The organism is Vreelandella aquamarina (assembly GCF_044805175.1).
GTDB lineage: Bacteria > Pseudomonadota > Gammaproteobacteria > Pseudomonadales > Halomonadaceae > Vreelandella > Vreelandella aquamarina_B.
Window position 1 is genome coordinate 2,262,183 of sequence record NZ_CP085232.1, and the last position, 18,070, is coordinate 2,280,252.

Genomic DNA, 18,070 nt, shown 5'->3' on the forward strand with positions numbered 1-18,070 from the left:
TTTAATAAAGTGAAACTACACAGTGCTATCAGTGAGTTAAGTGGGAATGTTTCCGAGAGCTGACTGAAGCGCTGAGCACTTACCAGACTGCCGTCGCTGATGAGCGCGCCTTCCTGGAAGAAGCTACTGAAAATGACGCGGTAACCGGCGTTGACGATACATCCACCAACGATGAGATCAACGACGCGATCGACACCGCCGTAACTGCAGCTGCTGGTACTGTCCAGGGTGAGCTTACTGGCTACGATTCTGGTGCTGGTTTTAAAGGCTACAACTTTACTAACGCTTCTGACGCTGTTCGCGCCCAGATCGTATCTGAGTTCCGTGCTCAGCTGGAGAAAGACGTTGCTGACACCAAGTCTGACGTTGAAGAGACCTCTGGTCTGCTGAGCAAAGCCAACACATTGGTTAGCGCCTCTGCTGCCTATGAGACTGCTGCTGCCGCAGTGGTTGATGCACAAGGTGATTTTACTGCTGAGGCGGCCAAGTTCAACCTGCTAAATGGCGGAGTCTCTGCTACTGCCTCTAACGGCTCTAGCTTTGTACCAGCTACGGATGGTGCGGCTGCTTCCGCAACTGACTACAGCACTTACGCAGTTACGGCCACGGGTGTGACTGGCAATCTCATCGAAGTTGATGGTGCTAAGTTAGTTGTTACCGACGCTGGCGAAGATCTCGAAGGCATCGATGCCCTGCTGGCAACTGCACAGGCCGAGTACCAGGCGCTTCTGACCGAAGCTAACGCTCAAACACGTCTTGAAACTTCTATCCAAAGTGTACTCGCTGCAGAAAACCCTGATGCCGTGACGGGTGAAGCTGTGACAGTCGATATTCCGGGTTCCCCTGTCACTGCAACTAAGTACGGCGTAACCATTGGTGGCAAAGAGTACAGTTTCACCACTGCTTCTTCCCCTGAAGATCAAGGTACCGTCGGTGCGGCGATTGTAAGCTCGCTGAAAGATGATGGTATCACTGCGTCTTACAATTCAGGCACTATCACCATCCAAGGTTATGGTACGGGTGATGTGACTGAGATCACTGGGTCTTCTCTGGCCGACGCCAGCTTCGACGCCAACGATTACTACGTCGAGCTGAACCAAACTAGCACTCTCGATGCCGATGGCAACTTCGACGCTAAAGTTCTGGATGCAAGCAACACTGGCACCCTGAACGCTGCAGACTCTGAAGCATATTTCGCTGCCCAGACTGATCTAAACGACTTCAACCAAGCCGTTCAAGACTTCCAAGCGATTGCTCAAGTACAGAGTGATTCTGGCGATCTGGCTGAAGCGACTGCTACCGCTCTGGAAGCTGTTGAAGCGTTCGATGTTGAGCTTAACGTTACCGGTACTGGCACTGAAGCTAACGACCTGTTCGTTTACGCTGAAGAGGCCATCACCATCTCTGGTTTCGGCCTGCAAGGCGAAGATCAGCTGTACATCGGCGAAGGCTTCTCCGAGCAGCGTCTGGCTGACGACGTCACCGACACTCGTCTGGGCGACTCTGCCACTCTGGAAGTTTTCTTCCAGCAGGAAGGCAACAACGCCGCGATCTACGTCGAGAACGAAGCCTTCGCCGGCAACGCCGAGAACGCTTCCGACCTGACCAAGATCACTCTGACCGGCGTGAGCATCGACGACCTGCAGTTTGAAAATGGCTTCGTATCTGTAGTTGAAGCTGCCTAAGCTCATCTGAGCTAGGTTGTAGGGGGAGGGCAACCTCCCCCTTGTTCCTTCGAAGTCATCGGGTGGTGCAGCACAGGCCGCCGGATGCAGTAAGCGCCCAGGCGCTTGCTTGCCCAGAAAAAGTAAGTCTCAAACCCCCGGCCTCGGCTGGGGGTTTTTCTTTAAGGGAGGATAAAAATGGATGAGAAGATACAGCTTATTTATGCTGACCTTGGCGACGTTTGGCTACACACAGAAACCTTGGTCTCTCAGTTACAGCAGCAGGGGTATTCTTGGGAAGAAAGTTATCAGGCCGTGAATGACGCTGTAAAATCAGGTGAATTAGTAGGAAGCTCTGGTAATGATGGCTTTTATCGATTGAACAACTAAATTAAAAGCTGTTAAACACTTTGAGCCGAAGAGTTTGTCAGCATGGCTATAGCGTAGTCGATTGCGTCTACTTGGGAGTATTCCCGATAGGGTGCAAAAAATCTAATGTGAGCGATAGCCACCCATGTTGATGGCTGCGTACTGCCTTTGTAAGTTAATACTTACATCATTGTACGATATCACTTACATAACCATGCCCGCTCAGCGCCCTTTTATAGTAAAGACCACCCATAGGTAAACACTAACATGCGGCGATTAGGGGGGAAGGGAAAGGTAGGCCATTAACGTGCAAAGCGTTAGGAACGTATTAAGCCCATTATGCCTATTGGTTTTATCACCAACGTATCAATAAAAACCCCCAGCCAAGGCCGGGGGTTTAGTCTTACTTCTTCTGAGCAAGCAGCGCCTGGGCGCTTACTGCATCCGGCGGCCTGTGCTGCACCACCCGATGACTTCAAAGGAACAAGGGGGAGAAGGTTACCCTCCCCCTACAACCTAGCTCAGAGGAGCTTAGGCAACTTCTACGATGGAAATCTGGCCGTTCTCGTACTGAACGGTGGAGGCATCGACGCCAGCCAGAGTGACCACGCTACCTTCGAAGCCGTTGGTAGCGTTACCCTCAAAGGTCTCGCCTTCCAGAGAAATGACGGTGTCGCTGCCAACCTGCTGGATGAAGAGGTCCTGGACAGAAGCATCGCCTTGACGAGTGGCTTCGAGGTTCACACCAGCTTCCAGGCGAACTTCATTGTAGTCGCCACCGATATACAGAACGTCTTCGCCCTGAGCACCGAAGGAAGTGATTTCTGCGCTTTCGCCTTCGAAGATGAATACGTCGTCTTCGGCCGTACCGGCGGTACCATCAGCAATGGAAACTTCGAAGTCTTCTTCGATGGCTTCAACCAGATCGTCGATGGTGGTGTTCAGCTCATCCAGCTGGTCGGCCGCCTGCTTGGCAGTCTGGTAATCAGCCAGTACCTTGCTGAAGGACTCTAGCTCGGCCTTGGCAGCTGATAGCTCAGCAGACTTCTCAGCTTCAGTGGCGAACTGACCAGTTAAATAAGTTCCGTCATCCAGGGCAGAGTCGTCAGCACTGAAGTAGTCTGCGCCAGTCTTGGCAGGAACCGCAGGCGAAGATTCGTAGGTGAACTCGTCAGCAGTGGTTACTTCGGTCAGGCCAGAGCCATCAGTCCGCGGCGATGATTCAGTAGAGGCATAGGTAACGGTGACAGTCTCGGTGCCTTCATCGGTGACTGTGGCCTCGTAGTAGTTAGTAGAACCATCATAGACGAAGTAATTGTCGCTAGCGTCTTTGTAGATAGTCTCAGATGCTACGCTGCCACTGTCAGAATCAACAATATTGACAGTTGACGCTTCAATAGTAGCTGCTTCAGCAGCATCCCAGCCTTCGTTCTCGATATCGAGAACGCCTTCAATGGCGGTGACCACAGATGCCTGGGCAGTATCGACGCGCTTCAGAGCGGTGATGTCGGCCTGGACCGCAGCAACGACAGCGTCGATGCCTTCGACATCTTTGTAGGCGTCAGTCACCTGAACCTTGTTGTCCTTGAACCAAACAACAGTTTCGCTAGCGGTAGAGTCGGTCAGCAGCACTGCCTCATCGGCCAGAGTGCCTTCGCTTTTAGCCAGGACAGCGCTTTCGAAAGTGGTGTAGTCGGAGTCCACTGCCAGATTAATGGCGGCCACATCGTCGTTGTTAAGCTTGACACCCAGCGCGTCGAATTTTGCTACTTCACCTTGCACATCAGCAGTGGTAGAAACCTGAGTCTCGTAGGCAGTAGTCAGTGCGCTCTGAGCAGAAGCCAGTGACGCAGAAGCCTTGGCCAGACCTTCGGTTTCGTTGACGGCTTTTTCAGCTTCTTCGACACGGTCATCGATGACAGACTGACGCTCAGCAATCAGCGCGCTGTTGTAAGCATCTGAACGCGCAGCTTGGATAGTACCAATACCAGCCATCTCACCGTTTAGGTCGACGATAGCAGCCTCGTAAACCTCATCAACGGCTTCTTCGATTTCAGCTAGCTCAGGGTTTTCCGGGTCAACAACACCATTAGCCGGATCTTCAATCCAATCGGTGACTTCTTCGATGTCCAGAGCGCCTTCCAGGAAAGCAGCTTTGTCAGCTTGAGCGGACAGCAGACCTTCCAGTGCTTCAGTCAGCTCTCCCAACAAAATACGCTTAACCATTTGTTTTATCTTTATTTATTGCCCATTGTGATATTTCCGAACCAACGGGAAACCTCGTTTTCTAAAGGAAACCGCTTAAAAAAGGCTTAAATATTACCTTTGCGATGAACCGATCTATAGCCCAGGCTCGCCTGCTGACCCACTTGGCACAGCTAAACCTCGGCAGCATGGCCACGCCTGCATCTTTGATAACGCCGAAGATTGGCGCTTTGATTTTGATGGATAAATTTTAAGCAGTGCTGATGATAGCTGATCTGGGGCTTGCCTTTGGCGATGAGGTGACGTTGGCGCAGTGATTTGGCGCTAGGAGCGCCCCATACCACTACGTGCGGCGTTTTGAGTGCCTTCATAAACGCAACTTTTAACCGCTGTAGATTGTCGGGTAGATGAATGCAAAAGTTCAGTGTCGATCTTTGAAGTCTTGAGCCAGACGGGCGAGATAGGGGATCGTGCGGTTGTCGCTTGCTTGCTGATGAGCGTTTGGATAGAGAATGGCAAGCAAACAGTAATGGTCTTCTTCCAGTTCGCCTTGCACGTACACCAAGGCTGCGTCTTGATCCGGTGCGTTCATCGGGCATTTCCGGTCAGCCTGGGGACGCTTTTTGGGAAAGGTCGTCGGCGGAACAGCAATGTGGATATGCATTAACCCCGCGCGAAACGCACCATAAGGTTGCGTATAGGGCGCATCATTACCGAAGCAGTCAGGTACGACTTCCCTACCGGACGCTATATAGTCCGTAAAACTCTCCAGCAGTTCCTGCTTGAACCCAGGAAAAGTGGAGTCAATACTGTCGAAGTAGTGTTCCGTCTCTGGATGAAACGCCACCTCAATCACCGGACTTCCTCGCTTTTTCACCCAGCTTATCTGTCATGAGCGCAGCAGCGGCGGCATAGGCTGCCGGAGAAACCGTTGTATCATACGTCTTGGCGATCACTTGCCGTTGTTTGGAAACCTGGGCTGCCAGTGTCATGCGACTACGGGTCTTGGCAATAGAACGGCGAAAACCGCACTGTTCCAATAATACTGTGATATCGCTGGGCGTCTCAGGGTGAATCATCAAGCGCTTAACTTCGCGTTCGATGCTGCGTAAACGTTCGGCAAGCCCTTCCAGTGAGCGGTAATCCAGCGGGGCATCACCGCTCTCTTCGACTGCCAGAATGTATTGATCAGCATCTTCTACTAGCTGATCGAAGGATACCTGAGCGTTACGAACAAGGCGTTGGAAGGTGTCGTCCCCAGGTTTGGCATTCCCCCGGGTATCCGCAATGCGCTGAATGAGCCGACCGGCATTGTTGGCCAGGTCAAAGGCAACATCCAGCAGGTGCTGGACAAGGAGATTGTGGGTAGCCGTTATCATGATCTTTACCTCCCACCGTGAATAGCGTGGCTGTTGATAAATGTATCATACCCGTGTAGACGGCTTGTGTCCGCCATGTCAAAGCCCTTTTATGACCGTCTTCCTCAATAGCCAAGATCCTTCTGGCCTGCAGCCGATGATAAAGGCTCCGTGTTAAACGTTGGAGAACTTTTTGCCCTTATCAATGAAGCACACATCTTTGCACTTTATCATGAGGGAATATGCTGGCATATCAACGTTTTTTGGCGTCAAAGTTCATTCGGTCCCAACTATTTTAGCAATCTGCTATCAAATCATTACTGTATTGCCAGATACCGTCGTTTTTGCGAAAAATCGAGCGAATGTGGCGTTTTTTTAGCGGTTTCAATTAGCCGATAAGGTTGATGGTAGGTTAGGGAGCCGCTTAATGGTTAATAACTAATAATAAATTAATGGATTAAAAAGACATCGATCTGAGAGCTGACTGAAGCTCTGCAGGTGTTGATCGACGCACAAGTGAGCGTATCTGACTTCATCAAACAAGCTACAGAAAATGAGCTGGTTGCAGCTGACCTTGAAGACCGCAACATTGATCTAGAAGCAGATGGCACTGATGTAGAACAGGAAGTTCGTGACTCTATCGATAACGTCCTGAACGCTGCTGTTACCAGCACAGATGACGCACTCGAGAAGGTTGATACTGCTGTTGGCAACGTCACTGTCACTACTGATGCAGAATTTAGTTTCACTGATGGTGACTTTACTGCTTCTACAGGTGTGCAAAATGCAATCCTTGAAGATGCAGAAGGTGCCCTGACAGAAGCAACTGCTGATGTACAAGCTGAAGTTGATGAGTTCACTGGTTTAAACGGACGCATCAACACTCTGCAGACTCGCAAGGTGCAGCTAGAGGCGGCGGTTGATGCATCTGAAGAAACTCGAGTTGATTTTATCGCTGACGTAGCTGCTTACGAAGCTCGTTCTGGTGATGACATCACTCTAACTGTAGGCGGCACTGCAAGTACTGAGCCTGCGGCTCTAACAGAAGCAGACGTTAAAGACATTGAGTCCATTGAAGTTGGTGGAACTACTGTCGCTACTAAAAATACTGAAACAGGAAAATGGGAGCTTGAGACTGGCGAGACTCTCAATAGCGGTATTCTTTCAGCACTTCAAGCTGCTACTGATGCCGACGCTGCAGAAACTAAGGCAGAAGAAAATTTAACTACAGCAATTGCACGCGTAGCGCAAGCGGAGCAGGAAGATGCTGACTACGTTGTAACAACATCTGGTTTCACCATCGATTCTCGTGGCGATGCAGATAACGGTGCCGAAGTAAGCGTTAACGTCAATCCTGATGCGCCCATTGCTCAACAGTTGATTGACCTGCGTGATGCTAAAGCTGGCTTAGATGCAGCCGCCGCTGACCTGACTGCTGGTCGCGAGTTGTCTGCCGAACTGACTAATCTTGATCAGTCTGTCGAAGATGCACGCTTAGCACTCGACGAAGCTGGTTTCGAAGTTGTTGAATTAGATGGTAATGACCAGGCCGGCACAGAAGCAGATGATGTCTTCCTGTTTGCTGATCAAGAAGGCGATGATTACAGCATTGATCTATTCGGTGAGCAAGGCCAAGATCGTATCTTCTTCGGCGAAGGCTTTGAGCTGGTTGCCCTCGGTGATGACGAGATCACAGATCGCGTTGGCTCCGCGACCCAGAAAGAGATTTTCTGGGAGCAGGACGGCGAAAACCTAGTACTTTATGTTGAAGCCGAAGCTGCCGCTGGTACCGACCTCAACACCAACGAAATCACTGAGATCACTCTGACGGGTGTATCTGCTGATGATATCGGCTTCGCTGGTGGTTACCTGACTGCTAGTGCTGCTGCCTAAGCTCCTCTGAGCTAGGTTATAGGGGGAGGGCAACCTCCCCCTTGTTCCTTCGAAGTCATCGGGTGGTGCAGTACAGGCCGCCAGATGCAGTAAGCGCCCAGGCGCTTGCTTGCCCAGAAAAAGTAAGTCTCAAACCCCTGGCCTTGGCTGGGGGTTTTTCTTTAAGGGAGGATAAAAATGGATGAGAAGATACAGCTTATTTATGCAGACCTTGGCGACGTTTGGCTACAAACAGAAACCTTGGTCTCTCAGTTACAGCAGCGGGGGTATTCTTGGGAAGAAAGTTATCAGGCCGTGAATGACGCTGTAAAATCAGGTGAATTAGTAGGAAGCTCTAGTAATGATGGCTTTTATCGATTGAACAACTAAATTAAAAAGCTGTTAAACACTTTGAGCCGAAGAGTTTGGCAGTATGGCTATAGCGTAATCGATTGCATCTACTTGGTAGTATTCCCTATAGGGTGCAAAAAATCTAATGTGAGCGATAGCCACCCATGTTGATGGCTGTGTACTGCCTTTGTAAGTTAATGCTTACATGATTGTACGATATCACTTACAGAACCATACACACTCAGTGCCCTTTTATAGTAAAGGCCACCCATAGGTAAACACTAACATGCGGCGATTAGGGAGAAATGGGGAAGGAAAGGTAGGCCATTAACGTGCAAAGCGTTAGGAACGTATTAAGCCCGTTATGCCTATTGGTTTTATCACCAACATATCAATAAAAACCCCCAGCCGAAGCCAGGGGTTTGGTCTTACTTTTTCTGGGCAAGCAAGCGCCTGGGCGCTTACTGCATCCGGCGGCCTGTGCTGCACCACCCGATGACTTCGAAGGAACAAGGGGGAAGTTGCCCTCCCCCTACGACCTAGCTCAGAGGAGCTTAGGCAACTTCTACGATGGAGACTGCACCGTTTTCGTACTGCAGGCTAGCGGCATCAACACCCGTCAGAGTGATGGTGTTGCCTTCGAAAGCAGTCTTAGCATTGCCTTCAAACGCTTCGCCTTCCAGGTAGATCACGGTATCGTTGCCGTCTTGCTGGAAGAAGACTTCTAGAGTAGCTGCATCGCCTTGGCTGGATGCAGTGATATCGGCAGAAGCTTCTAGGTCAACCTTGGTGAAGCCGTCGCCAATGTACAGGACGTCGTCGCCCTGAGCACCGAAGCCGCTGATGGTAGCATCTTCGCCAGCGAAGACGAACACATCGTTGTCAGCAGAACCAGAGTTGTTGTCGTCAACAACATAATCGAGAGCTTCAATATCTTCGATAGCGGTCTCGATGGCGTCGTTGTAGCCTTTCAGCTCATCAGCAGTGGCCTTGGCCGCAAGGTACTCATTAACAGCCTTGTCAAAGTCAGCAGCCGCTTTCTCAGCTGCAATCAGCTTAGCAGTCAGAGTAGTAGCATCTACTTCGAAAGCGGTGACGACAGCTGCATCGACTGCGGCATCCAGAGCGATTTCTTTTGTCGCAATTGAAGACTGAGTTGTGCTATCTGCAGCAGCGATTTCATCAGCAGCATTGTTTGTTGGGTTGCTCTGATCGGTGATGCTGGGGAAAGCTGTTGAATCGTTGGTATTCAGTGCGCCATACGCACTCACCAGTTCAGTTTGAGCGGTGCTATCGCTGGGAGCTGCAGTGTAAGCTGCCAACTTGGCGTTGTAAGTATTCACCAAACCGTCGAAGGTAGTTACTGCTGTCTTTTCGCTAGTTGCAACATTTGCGTCTTCGTCGTAGCCTTCAAGCTCAGCAGCGGCCAGCCATGCATCGTCTTCGTTAGCGTTGGCAGTATCGATAGCCTGAAGAGCAGTGAAGTCGGCCTGCACCGCGGTCAACAGGGCAGTGATGCCTTTGGCTTCTTTGTAGCCAGCTGCGACTTCTAGCTTGCCATTAACAACGCTAATAACTGCTGCGCTAGCAGCATTAGCATCGGTCACGAGAACGCCAGAAGTACCCGCGGCGTAAGTTGCATCCACGGTCTGACCATCGATCGCATCAAATTCAGCAACAGCGCCTGCAACAGCAGCCTTGGTTACCAGTTGAGCATCTACGGCAGCTTTGATAGACGCTTCAGCAGCCTGTACAGCGTCAACAGCGGCGTCGAGGCCTTCAACTTTATTGACAGCAGTCTGTGCATCAGTCACGTCGTCAGCAAGCTCAGCCTGCTGCTCATCGATAATCGCCTGGTTGTAGGCATCAGACCGAGTTTTGCTAATGTCGCCAATGGCCGCATCAGTCAGATTGTTAACCGCAAGAATGGTGTCATCCAGAACGGCACCTACAGCAGTTTCAATTTGCTCAGGAGTAGGATCATTGCCCAGCTTGTCTGCTACGGCTTCGACGTCAGCAGCTTCGTCTTCCAGGAAAGAAACCTTGTTGGCCTGAGCGGTCAGCAGTCCTTCCAGCGCTTCAGTCAGCTCTGAAACTTCGCCTTCTTCTTCAGCCGGTGCTGCGGTCAGGCCTTCAGATTCACCGTAGGTGTTGAAGTGCTGCAGCGGAGTCAAGTTCGCTTTTTTGAACGCAGCAATAACGTCTGCGATAGTGTACTCAGCGTAGGTGTCGCCGTACTTGGCTGTATCTTTCAGCTCGGCCAGTTTGGCTTCGAGATAAGCAGTGGTGTCGAAGTCAGCAGAAGGATTGATGCCTTCGGCCATACCAAAGTTGAGGTAGTGTTCTTGGGCGTCTACGCCGTTTTCTTCAAAAAAAGCAGCCAGGCTGGCTACGTCTGTTAAGCCAAATTCTTCCAGTCGGCCTGCTTTTTCTAACTGGTTGAATTTGCTCTGCAGATAAAAGTCTTTATTAAATTCAATCGCCATCTTGGCATCTCCTTGCACTACATATGCATATGTTGGCGCTTTCGCGCCGTTGTTTGCATTGCTAAACCACCTTGATCCGGTAGGCCCTTGCCGAGGCTACGTTAGCAATGCTGGCAAACGCTATTTAGTTTCCCTGCGCTAAGGTGCATCAAGTCCATGGAAAAATCAAGCAGCATATTAACGGCATGATTTACTCATTACTCCTTAGCCCTCCCATACGGCTTATGGTCTTTATACTTAGTGGTTATGATTGATTTTTGCAAGTTCTACACGGTTTATTCCTGCTAAACGAATGCCTTGTTGGTCATAACGGCCTTTGCTTGCTTGCCAGCCCCCACCTGGCAGCACATAGCTGTGTACGCAAACTTAAGCGGCTTCCACTGAGAGGCCTCCTCCCCCTACAAATGACCAAAAATGGTTTGGCTAAGCCGCTACCTGGGCTTTGGTCGAGCTAGCTAAGCTTGTTTATAGGAGGTAAAGCGTTCGCGCTGGCGGGTCATGGGGCGTTCGTAAGCGTAGTACACCAGCGTTGCCAGGGCGAGACTAAGCAGCAGGTAAACGCCCACGGCGGGCCAGCCTTGCAGGTGGCGCTCTACACTGGGCAGGCGCATAAGAGGAATGACAACGCTTAGGTGAAACAGGTAAAGCGAGTAGGAAATAAGACTAAGCTGGGTAATGCTGGCCCGCACGCGTTGCCAGGGCATGAGGCGTTGGCCGTGGTTCGCCCACCAGGGCAGTGTCAGCGCTAAGCCAATGCTGGCCAGTGAGAACAACCCGCCTTTTAGCCAGACACTAACATGGTGGGTAAGCAGTGCGTGGGTAAGCCATAGTAGCCCTATTAGCGTTAAGGCGACGCCTAGCCCTGCTAGCGTGTGTTGGTGGCGGGCTAGCCAGCGGGGGTGGTAGTAGGTGGCCCAGGCGACCAGGCAGCCCCAGGCAATGGCATCTAGCCGCCAGAGCACGGCTTTACGTATGCCGCGGTCCCAGTGGGGGTCTTGGTAGATTACCCAGCCCCAGCGTAAGGCGGTAAACAGGAAAATATAGCTGGCCAGCACGTAAACAATCACCTTGGGTTTGGTGGTGCGGGCACTTAGCAGTGCAGCCCCTAGGCTGAGAGCAAGCGGTAGGGTTAGGTAGAACCACTCTTCTACGGTGATGCTCCAGGATTCGGGCATCATGGCGAAGTTGGCGCTGGTCAGGTTTTGTAGAAACAGGAGATGGCGTAGTTCGATGGGGTGTTGGTGCAGCCAGCCTGCCAGCAGGGTCATGTTCAGTAGCACCACCAGGAGGTAGGTGGGGACGGTGCGCCACCAGCGCCGTTGCCAGAAGTGCCATAAGGCGGCATTGGGGGGGCGGCCTGGGTGGGTATCAAACAGTTTGATAAGCAGCGTGCCAATTAAATAGCCGCTAAGCACAAAGAAGAGTTCGACGCCGAAAAAGCCGCCTAAGTAGAGCAGCAGGCGGCGGGCGGTGTCGTTCATGTGCCCCCCCAGCAGCATGGTGGCGTGGGAGGCGAGCACTAAGCTAATGGCCAGGGCGCGAACGAGATCCAGGCCGCTATTGCGTGGGGCGGTGTGGCTCATCTTGCGCCGAACCCGGTGGCGAGAATACGCAGCGTTTTGAAGGCGATCAGTATATCGAGCCATAGGGTGAAGTGTTTGATGTAGTAGAAGTCGTATTCAAGCTTGACCATCATGGCGTCGCGGTCGGCGGCGTAGCCTTGCTCTACTTGTGCCCAGCCGGTAATGCCGGGCCGTACCACATGGCGGTAGCTGAAAAACGGGACGCTTTGGGTGTAGCGGCATGAGAGGGCCAGTGATTCTGGCCGGGGGCCGATAAAGCTCATTTCGCCTTTGAGTACGTTGATAATCTGCGGTAGCTCATCAAGCCGGTAGCGGCGCAGTATGCGCCCTGCCCTGGTAATGCGTGGGTCGTCACCTTCTTGGGTGTATGCGCTACCTTGTGCACGGTGGTACATGGTGCGAAATTTCAGCATGCGGAATTGACGTGCGCGGTAACCTACTCGGGGTTGAATAAAAAGCGCGGGGCCTTTGGAATCAAGCCTTACCCAGAGCGCTATGGCCAGCAGAATGGGGGCGAGCAGCGGCAGAAGTATGAGAGCAGCAACAATATCAATCAGCCGCTTGGTGGCTGCGTAAAATTTTGAAGGTAGCAGCGAGCCAAACTCGTTTTCTGAGAGGTGGTCGATTTGTACTCGTCCGGTGAGCGACTCTTGTATTTGCCGTATGTGGTACACCGGTATCCAGTGGAGGGTGCATTCGGCTAGAAAGGCTTCCCATTGGGGGGGTGTTTCTTTGGCGCGTAGGTCGGCCACAACGCCATCTACCCGCAGGTTTTTTAGCGTGGGCTGGGTGAGGTAGCGTAAATCGGCCTGACGGCTGGGCGTTAGGGTGTGGGTTTTGCCAAACGGCACAATGGCAAATTTTAAGCGGCGGTAGCGCCGCCCCAGGAAGTAACCGGCGTAGCACCATAGCAGCGTCATCACATAGCTGTGCATCAGCACTTGCCGTGTATAGGCTTCACGGGTGAATAGCAGCAGTGCGACCACCAACAAAAACGCGACAGAGACGGTGGGGAGTATGTAGGCGGACTTACGCACGCTGGGAAAACGAATAATGTGCCGCAAAGTAAGCAGGCTACCGAGAGTAGCTAGGGTGGTGGCAATTAGGGTATTGAACCGGTAATCCGGCAGGGTGTGCCAGAACTCCCAGCCCCAGCGTTCAAGAGAGGGTAACGCGACGGCCCATATCAGGCTTGCCAGCAGCTGGAACGGCAAGCCGAGTATTAGCATTTCGTACCACCGTGAGTGGCGGCGTTCGTATCGTTGTTTTCCCATATTCGCGGCGGCGTTCCTTAGGCTGCGTTATTCGCTTTGGTGTTAATGCTTTCCATGCAGGCCAAAATCGTTGGCAGCAATTCTAACGCACTTCTGAATTTTTGTTTTTGTAGCCGCGCTTCAAAGATGTGTAGCCAGGCTGCTGCTTCTATTTTTTGGGGTTCTAGCCCTTGTAACGCGTGGTGTTGGCGCGCTGCAGCGCTTAGGAGGCTAGGCAGCTGGCTTAGGGAGGCTTCATCGACGGCGTAGTAGCTGCCGATAGGTTCCAGCACCCAGCGGCCCCATAGAGCAATGCGGTAGCTTTCTGGCTGGGGGTCTTCGCTAATGCTGAAGACTAAATCGGCATTGGTGGCGTCTTTGTTGATGATCACCAGCGGCAGTTGGGTCAGCATTCTGTGAATGGCTGGCCATTGCTGCATAAAGCGGCCTAGCTCGGCGTGCTGCTCTGCGCTATTTGCAGCGCCTTCCAGCGCACCGGGCAGCAACCGTTGTAGCCGTTCGGGCAGCTGTGGGTGGGTACGCTGGTAGCGGTCTACTAGCTCTTCGGAGGGCGTTTGGTGCCAGTTGCGTGCATGTAGCCAAGCGTGATGGTGTTTGAGCTGCGCTGGGGTGACTCGGCGCAGGGTCTCTACTTGGAAGGCATGGACGTGGTAATCGCCGTAGTGGGCAATGCTGTGTAAACGCAGTGTGGGTAAGTGCTCGCTTTGGAGCAGCAGGTCGTTTTCGTGAACGGCTAGCGTGTGGTGGCGCGAGTGAAAAATATGCAGCCTAAGTGACCAGAGCTTATAAGGGTGCGACTGGGTGAGCACCACGTGAAAGGCGAGTACATCAGGCAGGCCGGTTTGCTGCCATTGGATGCTTTTTAAGCTGGGGAGCGCTGGCTTTTGACCTTCCAGGGGTTGTTCATTTAGCAGCAGTGTGACTATTTGCTGGATTTCCTGATGCTGCGTTGCTGGGTTGAGCAGCGCTTTTACAAAGCTTTTTTGCTGGCTGGGCTGTTCAAAATGGTGGTTGTGCAGAAATAGGGCATTGATCTGCGAGCGCTGCTGTTCCAGGGCGACACTCTCTTTTACCAGGGCGGTAAGCCGTTGAAAAAACTGGCGCGACATTAAGAGGCTGATCACGGCAGCGACCATGCCAATACTGCCGGTGGAGAGGTAGTCGTAGGCCATGAAGCTGAAGGCAATGAAAAACCCGACCCCGCCCAACAAGGTAATGAGGGTGGCCGTTTGGGTGGTTAGGTAGCTGCGTAGACCGTTTGATAGCTGGGTGGCGAATAGCAGTAAGCCGTAGGCAGCCATCAGGAACCCGACCACCACGGCAAAAAAGCGGGGGTAGATCAGTAGGTACAGCAGCAGGGTAAGCAGCAGGAAAACGTAGGCGGCCACGTTGCTGGCTAGCCGTTGGTAGGCTTTACGCGCTAGAGCGTCTTGGCCGGAAAATAGCGGTAACTTTTGGGTGCGGCTTAACACGCGCTCGGCGCCTTGCTCGGCGCAGTATTTGCCTATGTAGTCGGCCAACTGGTGGATCAGGAAGCTGACAATGGCGCCTCCCCCTAGCCACATGACTTGTTGGCTGCGCTCAAATTGTGCCAAAAAGCCTGGAAAGTAGTCCGGCACGGTAGGCGAGCCAATCAGAATGATGACCTTTAAGGGTAGGAAGAAGGCAAATAGCGTTGCTATTTGGCTTGTTAAGGTGCTGATGACGACAGCAAGGGTATACCCACCTTCGCGGTAGAAAAGCTTGCGGTATAAACGTATGGACCAGCGCAAGTGTTGCGCTAGGTGATTTGATAGCCACATAGTGTAACCAACCGAATGGTGTTATCGGCGCCCGTAGCGCTTGATTAATGAATGCCCTGTGCATTGCACTAGCGACAAGACACTCTGCCAGTAGGAGAGATGTTCCTGTTGACGGCAGATCATCCAGTGATATTTAACTTTGCGCCATTTGTTAGACGACAAGGAGCCTGGGCGTCGGGTGTAGCGCGCCAGTACCTTGTTGAGTCCTCTACCCTCTGGGTGTTCACGCAAAATGGCTAGCCATAGGGCGTAGTCTTGGGAACAGGGGAGCTGGGGCATGTAGCGCTTACCTATCTGGTGGCTATCATACATGACCGTAAGGCATCCCACGACACACCCTTTGAGAAGATCTTGGTGGGTGAGCCGTTGTGGGGCGCTTACGGTGGCTAGCGGCTGGCTTTCGCCGGTCACGCTGTTGTTCAGGCGCTGTTCGTAAGCGGTGTAGCTAAAGGCTGTTTGGTGTTGGCGCATAAAGCGGGTTTGTTCAGCTAGCTTTTCGGGTAGCCAGATGTCGTCGGCGTCCAGAAATGCAATGTAGCGCCCTTTTGCTGCGTGTATGGCGGTGTTTCTTGCGCTGGCAGCGCCTTGTGCCTTGGCGTGGCGGTGTAGGTGAATGGCGTAACCTTGTGCTTGGTACTGTGCTACCAGGGTGCGTATTTGTGCGGCCATGGCGGCATTGGAGCCGTCATCCACTAGGCGTATTTCCCAGTCGGTGTGTGTTTGCGCCACCACCGATGCCACGGCTTCTTTGAGGTGGAGGGCATCGTTGTGGCTGGGCATGATCACCGACACTTCCGGCAGGTTTAGCATGCAGTATGGCTCTCTTGCGCTGGCTGTAAGGCCGCCATTTGCCAAAATGGCCGTATCCCATCGTGGGGGTGGAAAACGGGTTTTGTCGCTTCGTAGGTGTTCGCTAACTCTGATACGGGAGCGCGCAAATAGTGCCGTTGGTAGGCGCACGTGAGTGGCTGAAACCGCTGGGAGTCGAAGGCGTTGATTTGTGGGTAGGGCCACTTTTCGGGGTCGTGGCCGAGCAGCCATTCAAGGGCTTTTTGTATGCCCTGCCCTTGGCTTCCGGTGTGGTGCCATAGGTTTTGACCATGCCGCTGGGCTAACTCCGCCAGGTGTACCCAGCCTTGTAAATTGAAGCAGCAGTAATGGGCACTGGTGGTGCGCTTCAACTCTTCGGGCTGTTGGCCTTCGGGGGTAATTTGTTCTAGTAGCCGGGCATGGCTGTCTTTGAGCGTACTTTGTATGCGCGGCTGATCTTCCAGGTAGCTGGCAATGGCGAGTACCTGTAAATCGTAGTAGGTGCCGTGATTGTTTTTTGCACGGCGCTCTTTTTGGCCTTGTGGGCTAGTGGTTAGCCAATCAAGGTAGCGGCTGAGCCACATTTTGAAGACGTTAAGCGAGTGTTCTTTTAGTACACCTTGGTGGGTTAGCCAAGTCACGGCATCTAGAAAAAAGTACATGTCTTTGGCTTCTATGATGCCTGCACTGCTGCCTTGGTTGCGATGCCAGCCCGGCTTCACCTGGGCGTACTGCATGTGGGGTGTCATGGCTGTTTGCGGGTCGACAAACCAGGCGTCTATTAGGGTCGCTGCGTGGTGAGCTGCTGCGCTGTTGTTGTGTAGGCTGCTGGCCAGGGCGAGTATGTAGACATCATCAAATAACCGCTGCAGGCGGGTGCGGTCGTAGCGTTCGCTTTGTGGCTCGTACATGCGGGTGCCGGGCACCCGCTTTCCATCGCGCGGCAGGTAAGGTAATCCGGGCAGCGTGGGCCAGTAATAGGGAGCTGGATGCCAGTAATCGTGCTTATTTTTACTGGGCGGTAAGGTAGTTTTTTGCGTCACGCTGAATGGCCCGCGCGCTTGGGCTTCTGCGGTTTTTTCGCTTAGATGGCGATGCCATTGCGCTGCCTGAGCCGGGGCCGTGGGCTGAGGGCAGCAGTATGGGGGGGCTATTCGCTGGTCGAGGGTATCTAAAAGGCTAATAATCGCATTATGCCGGGCTACACCACGCTGCCCTAAGCCGTGCTGTGGGTCTTCTTGCTGTTTTTGGCCTGAAAACAGGCGCGCTACCCAGCCTGCATAGGCCCACTGCCCTGCTTGGCTGGAGAGTGGCCTAGGCGGTATGTCCCAGGGCTCTATGGGCCATTGTTGCCACGGCCCTTCTACTGCTAACCGCCATAGTAGCTCTACCTTTGGGCGGCGGCCGTAAACATAGGCTGGGTTGAAGCGTTCTTGGGCATCATGCCGGAAAATAATTTGTGGTTCTTCCATTGCGGCAGGCCGGTACCCTTGTTCCAGCAGGCAGTCATTGTTGGTTACCCTGGCCATGGGAGTAATGAAGTAGGCGGTTTCTGGCTGTTGCTGTACGGCGCGGGTTATGTCTTCCCAGGCTTGGGGGGTAATAAAGCAGTTACCGTCCCAGGGAAGAATCCAGTCGCCTCGCCCTTGACCATCTTCTAGCGCAGCATTACGTGCGCCGTTGTTGTTCATGACGTAGCGGTTTTTGTGGGCATAAAGCTGCAGTTGAATGCGCTCTTGCTCGGAGGGGAGCAGCCCGTGGTAGCCACGCTGATGCGGCCGGTAGCCTTGGGGGATGCTTTCTATGTCCCAGCCACACTGTTGGTAGGCCGTTGCATCAAAAGGAATATGTAGATACGGAGCATTCGCGGCTTGGAGCAGCGCAATAATAGCTTGCTCTTCTGCGGGATCGATAATGCGATTGACGATGTAACGTTTCTCACACCCTGGTAAAGGTGGTTCGTGATTGAGTATAAACGCTAGGTTGTTGCGGGATTGACCAGGCGCGTGCCTTGGCACGAGGTCGTTACCAATAATCCGATATAGGACAAACCGTGGCGGGGTTTGGTGGTGTGTTGACAAAAGAGGGGCAGGTTGCGGCTGCCCTGCAGATGCAGGGCTTGGCCATGTGACCGGCACGCGGGTTTTTGCTCCTTGTAGACGGCGGTGCATTTCTCGCGCTAACGGCTGCCGGCGCAAAAAGCGGTAAAGAGCGGTGCAATAGTGCTTAACGTTCGCCATCGACGCCAAGGTGACTTCCTTTTCTGGTATCTAAATGTTGCATGCTGTTGCCGTGT

General features: G+C 52.7%; 13 protein-coding genes. 4 read left to right on the forward strand and 9 right to left on the reverse strand.

Annotated elements, in window-relative coordinates:
- Positions 1 to 404: 404 nt before the first annotated feature.
- Both LG300_RS10610 and LG300_RS10615 read left to right on the forward strand, forming a co-directional pair.
- Positions 405 to 1,685, forward strand: a complete 1,281-nt coding sequence (locus LG300_RS10610; RefSeq protein ID WP_404375264.1) for a hypothetical protein — start codon at positions 405 to 407, stop codon at positions 1,683 to 1,685.
- Between the two features lie 177 nt (positions 1,686 to 1,862).
- The gene (locus tag LG300_RS10615) at positions 1,863 to 2,054 is read left to right on the forward strand and encodes a hypothetical protein (protein ID WP_404375266.1); all 192 of its coding nucleotides are present in this window, start codon (positions 1,863 to 1,865) and stop codon (positions 2,052 to 2,054) included.
- Positions 2,055 to 2,564: 510 nt separating this feature from the next.
- Here the strand turns inward: LG300_RS10615 and LG300_RS10620 are convergent.
- From LG300_RS10620 to LG300_RS10630, 3 genes are all read right to left on the reverse strand, one after another.
- On the reverse strand, positions 2,565 to 4,259 hold the full coding sequence (locus LG300_RS10620) for a hypothetical protein (RefSeq protein WP_404375268.1): 1,695 nt from the start codon (positions 4,257 to 4,259) through the stop codon (positions 2,565 to 2,567).
- A 400-nt stretch (positions 4,260 to 4,659) separates the two neighbouring features.
- On the reverse strand, positions 4,660 to 5,094 hold the full coding sequence (locus tag LG300_RS10625; RefSeq protein WP_404375270.1) for a type II toxin-antitoxin system YafO family toxin: 435 nt from the start codon (positions 5,092 to 5,094) through the stop codon (positions 4,660 to 4,662).
- Entirely contained in the window at positions 5,087 to 5,617 is a 531-nt protein-coding gene (locus tag LG300_RS10630; RefSeq protein ID WP_404375272.1) for a hypothetical protein, read from the reverse strand. Before LG300_RS10630 ends, LG300_RS10625 begins: the two co-directional genes overlap by 8 nt.
- A 477-nt stretch (positions 5,618 to 6,094) precedes the next feature.
- Between LG300_RS10630 and LG300_RS10635 the strand changes: the two genes are divergently transcribed.
- Together LG300_RS10635 and LG300_RS10640 are read left to right on the forward strand one after the other, a co-directional pair.
- Positions 6,095 to 7,489, forward strand: coding sequence for a hypothetical protein (locus LG300_RS10635; RefSeq protein ID WP_404375274.1), 1,395 nt, complete (start codon positions 6,095 to 6,097; stop codon positions 7,487 to 7,489).
- A gap of 177 nt (positions 7,490 to 7,666) precedes the next feature.
- Entirely contained in the window at positions 7,667 to 7,858 is a 192-nt protein-coding gene (locus LG300_RS10640) for a hypothetical protein (RefSeq protein ID WP_404375276.1), read from the forward strand.
- 515 nt (positions 7,859 to 8,373) lie between these two features.
- Here LG300_RS10640 and LG300_RS10645 read toward each other — a convergent pair.
- The 6 genes from LG300_RS10645 to LG300_RS10670 all read right to left on the reverse strand — a co-directional run bounded on the left by LG300_RS10645 (position 8,374) and on the right by LG300_RS10670 (position 17,792).
- Positions 8,374 to 10,305: a hypothetical protein gene (locus tag LG300_RS10645; RefSeq protein ID WP_404375278.1), complete on the reverse strand. Its 1,932-nt coding sequence runs from the start codon at positions 10,303 to 10,305 to the stop codon at positions 8,374 to 8,376.
- A 455-nt stretch (positions 10,306 to 10,760) separates the two neighbouring features.
- On the reverse strand, positions 10,761 to 11,888 hold the full coding sequence (locus tag LG300_RS10650; RefSeq protein WP_404375280.1) for an acyltransferase family protein: 1,128 nt from the start codon (positions 11,886 to 11,888) through the stop codon (positions 10,761 to 10,763).
- Entirely contained in the window at positions 11,885 to 13,162 is a 1,278-nt protein-coding gene (locus LG300_RS10655; protein WP_404375282.1) for an exopolysaccharide biosynthesis polyprenyl glycosylphosphotransferase, read from the reverse strand. The genes LG300_RS10650 and LG300_RS10655 overlap by 4 nt, the downstream gene beginning before the upstream one ends.
- Positions 13,163 to 13,179: 17 nt before the next feature.
- Entirely contained in the window at positions 13,180 to 14,964 is a 1,785-nt protein-coding gene (locus tag LG300_RS10660; protein WP_404375284.1) for a hypothetical protein, read from the reverse strand.
- A gap of 21 nt (positions 14,965 to 14,985) precedes the next feature.
- The gene (locus tag LG300_RS10665) at positions 14,986 to 15,774 is read right to left on the reverse strand and encodes a glycosyltransferase family 2 protein (RefSeq protein WP_404375286.1); all 789 of its coding nucleotides are present in this window, start codon (positions 15,772 to 15,774) and stop codon (positions 14,986 to 14,988) included.
- Entirely contained in the window at positions 15,768 to 17,792 is a 2,025-nt protein-coding gene (locus tag LG300_RS10670; protein ID WP_404375288.1) for an alginate lyase family protein, read from the reverse strand. The genes LG300_RS10665 and LG300_RS10670 overlap by 7 nt, the downstream gene beginning before the upstream one ends.
- Between the last annotated feature and the right edge of the window lie 278 nt (positions 17,793 to 18,070).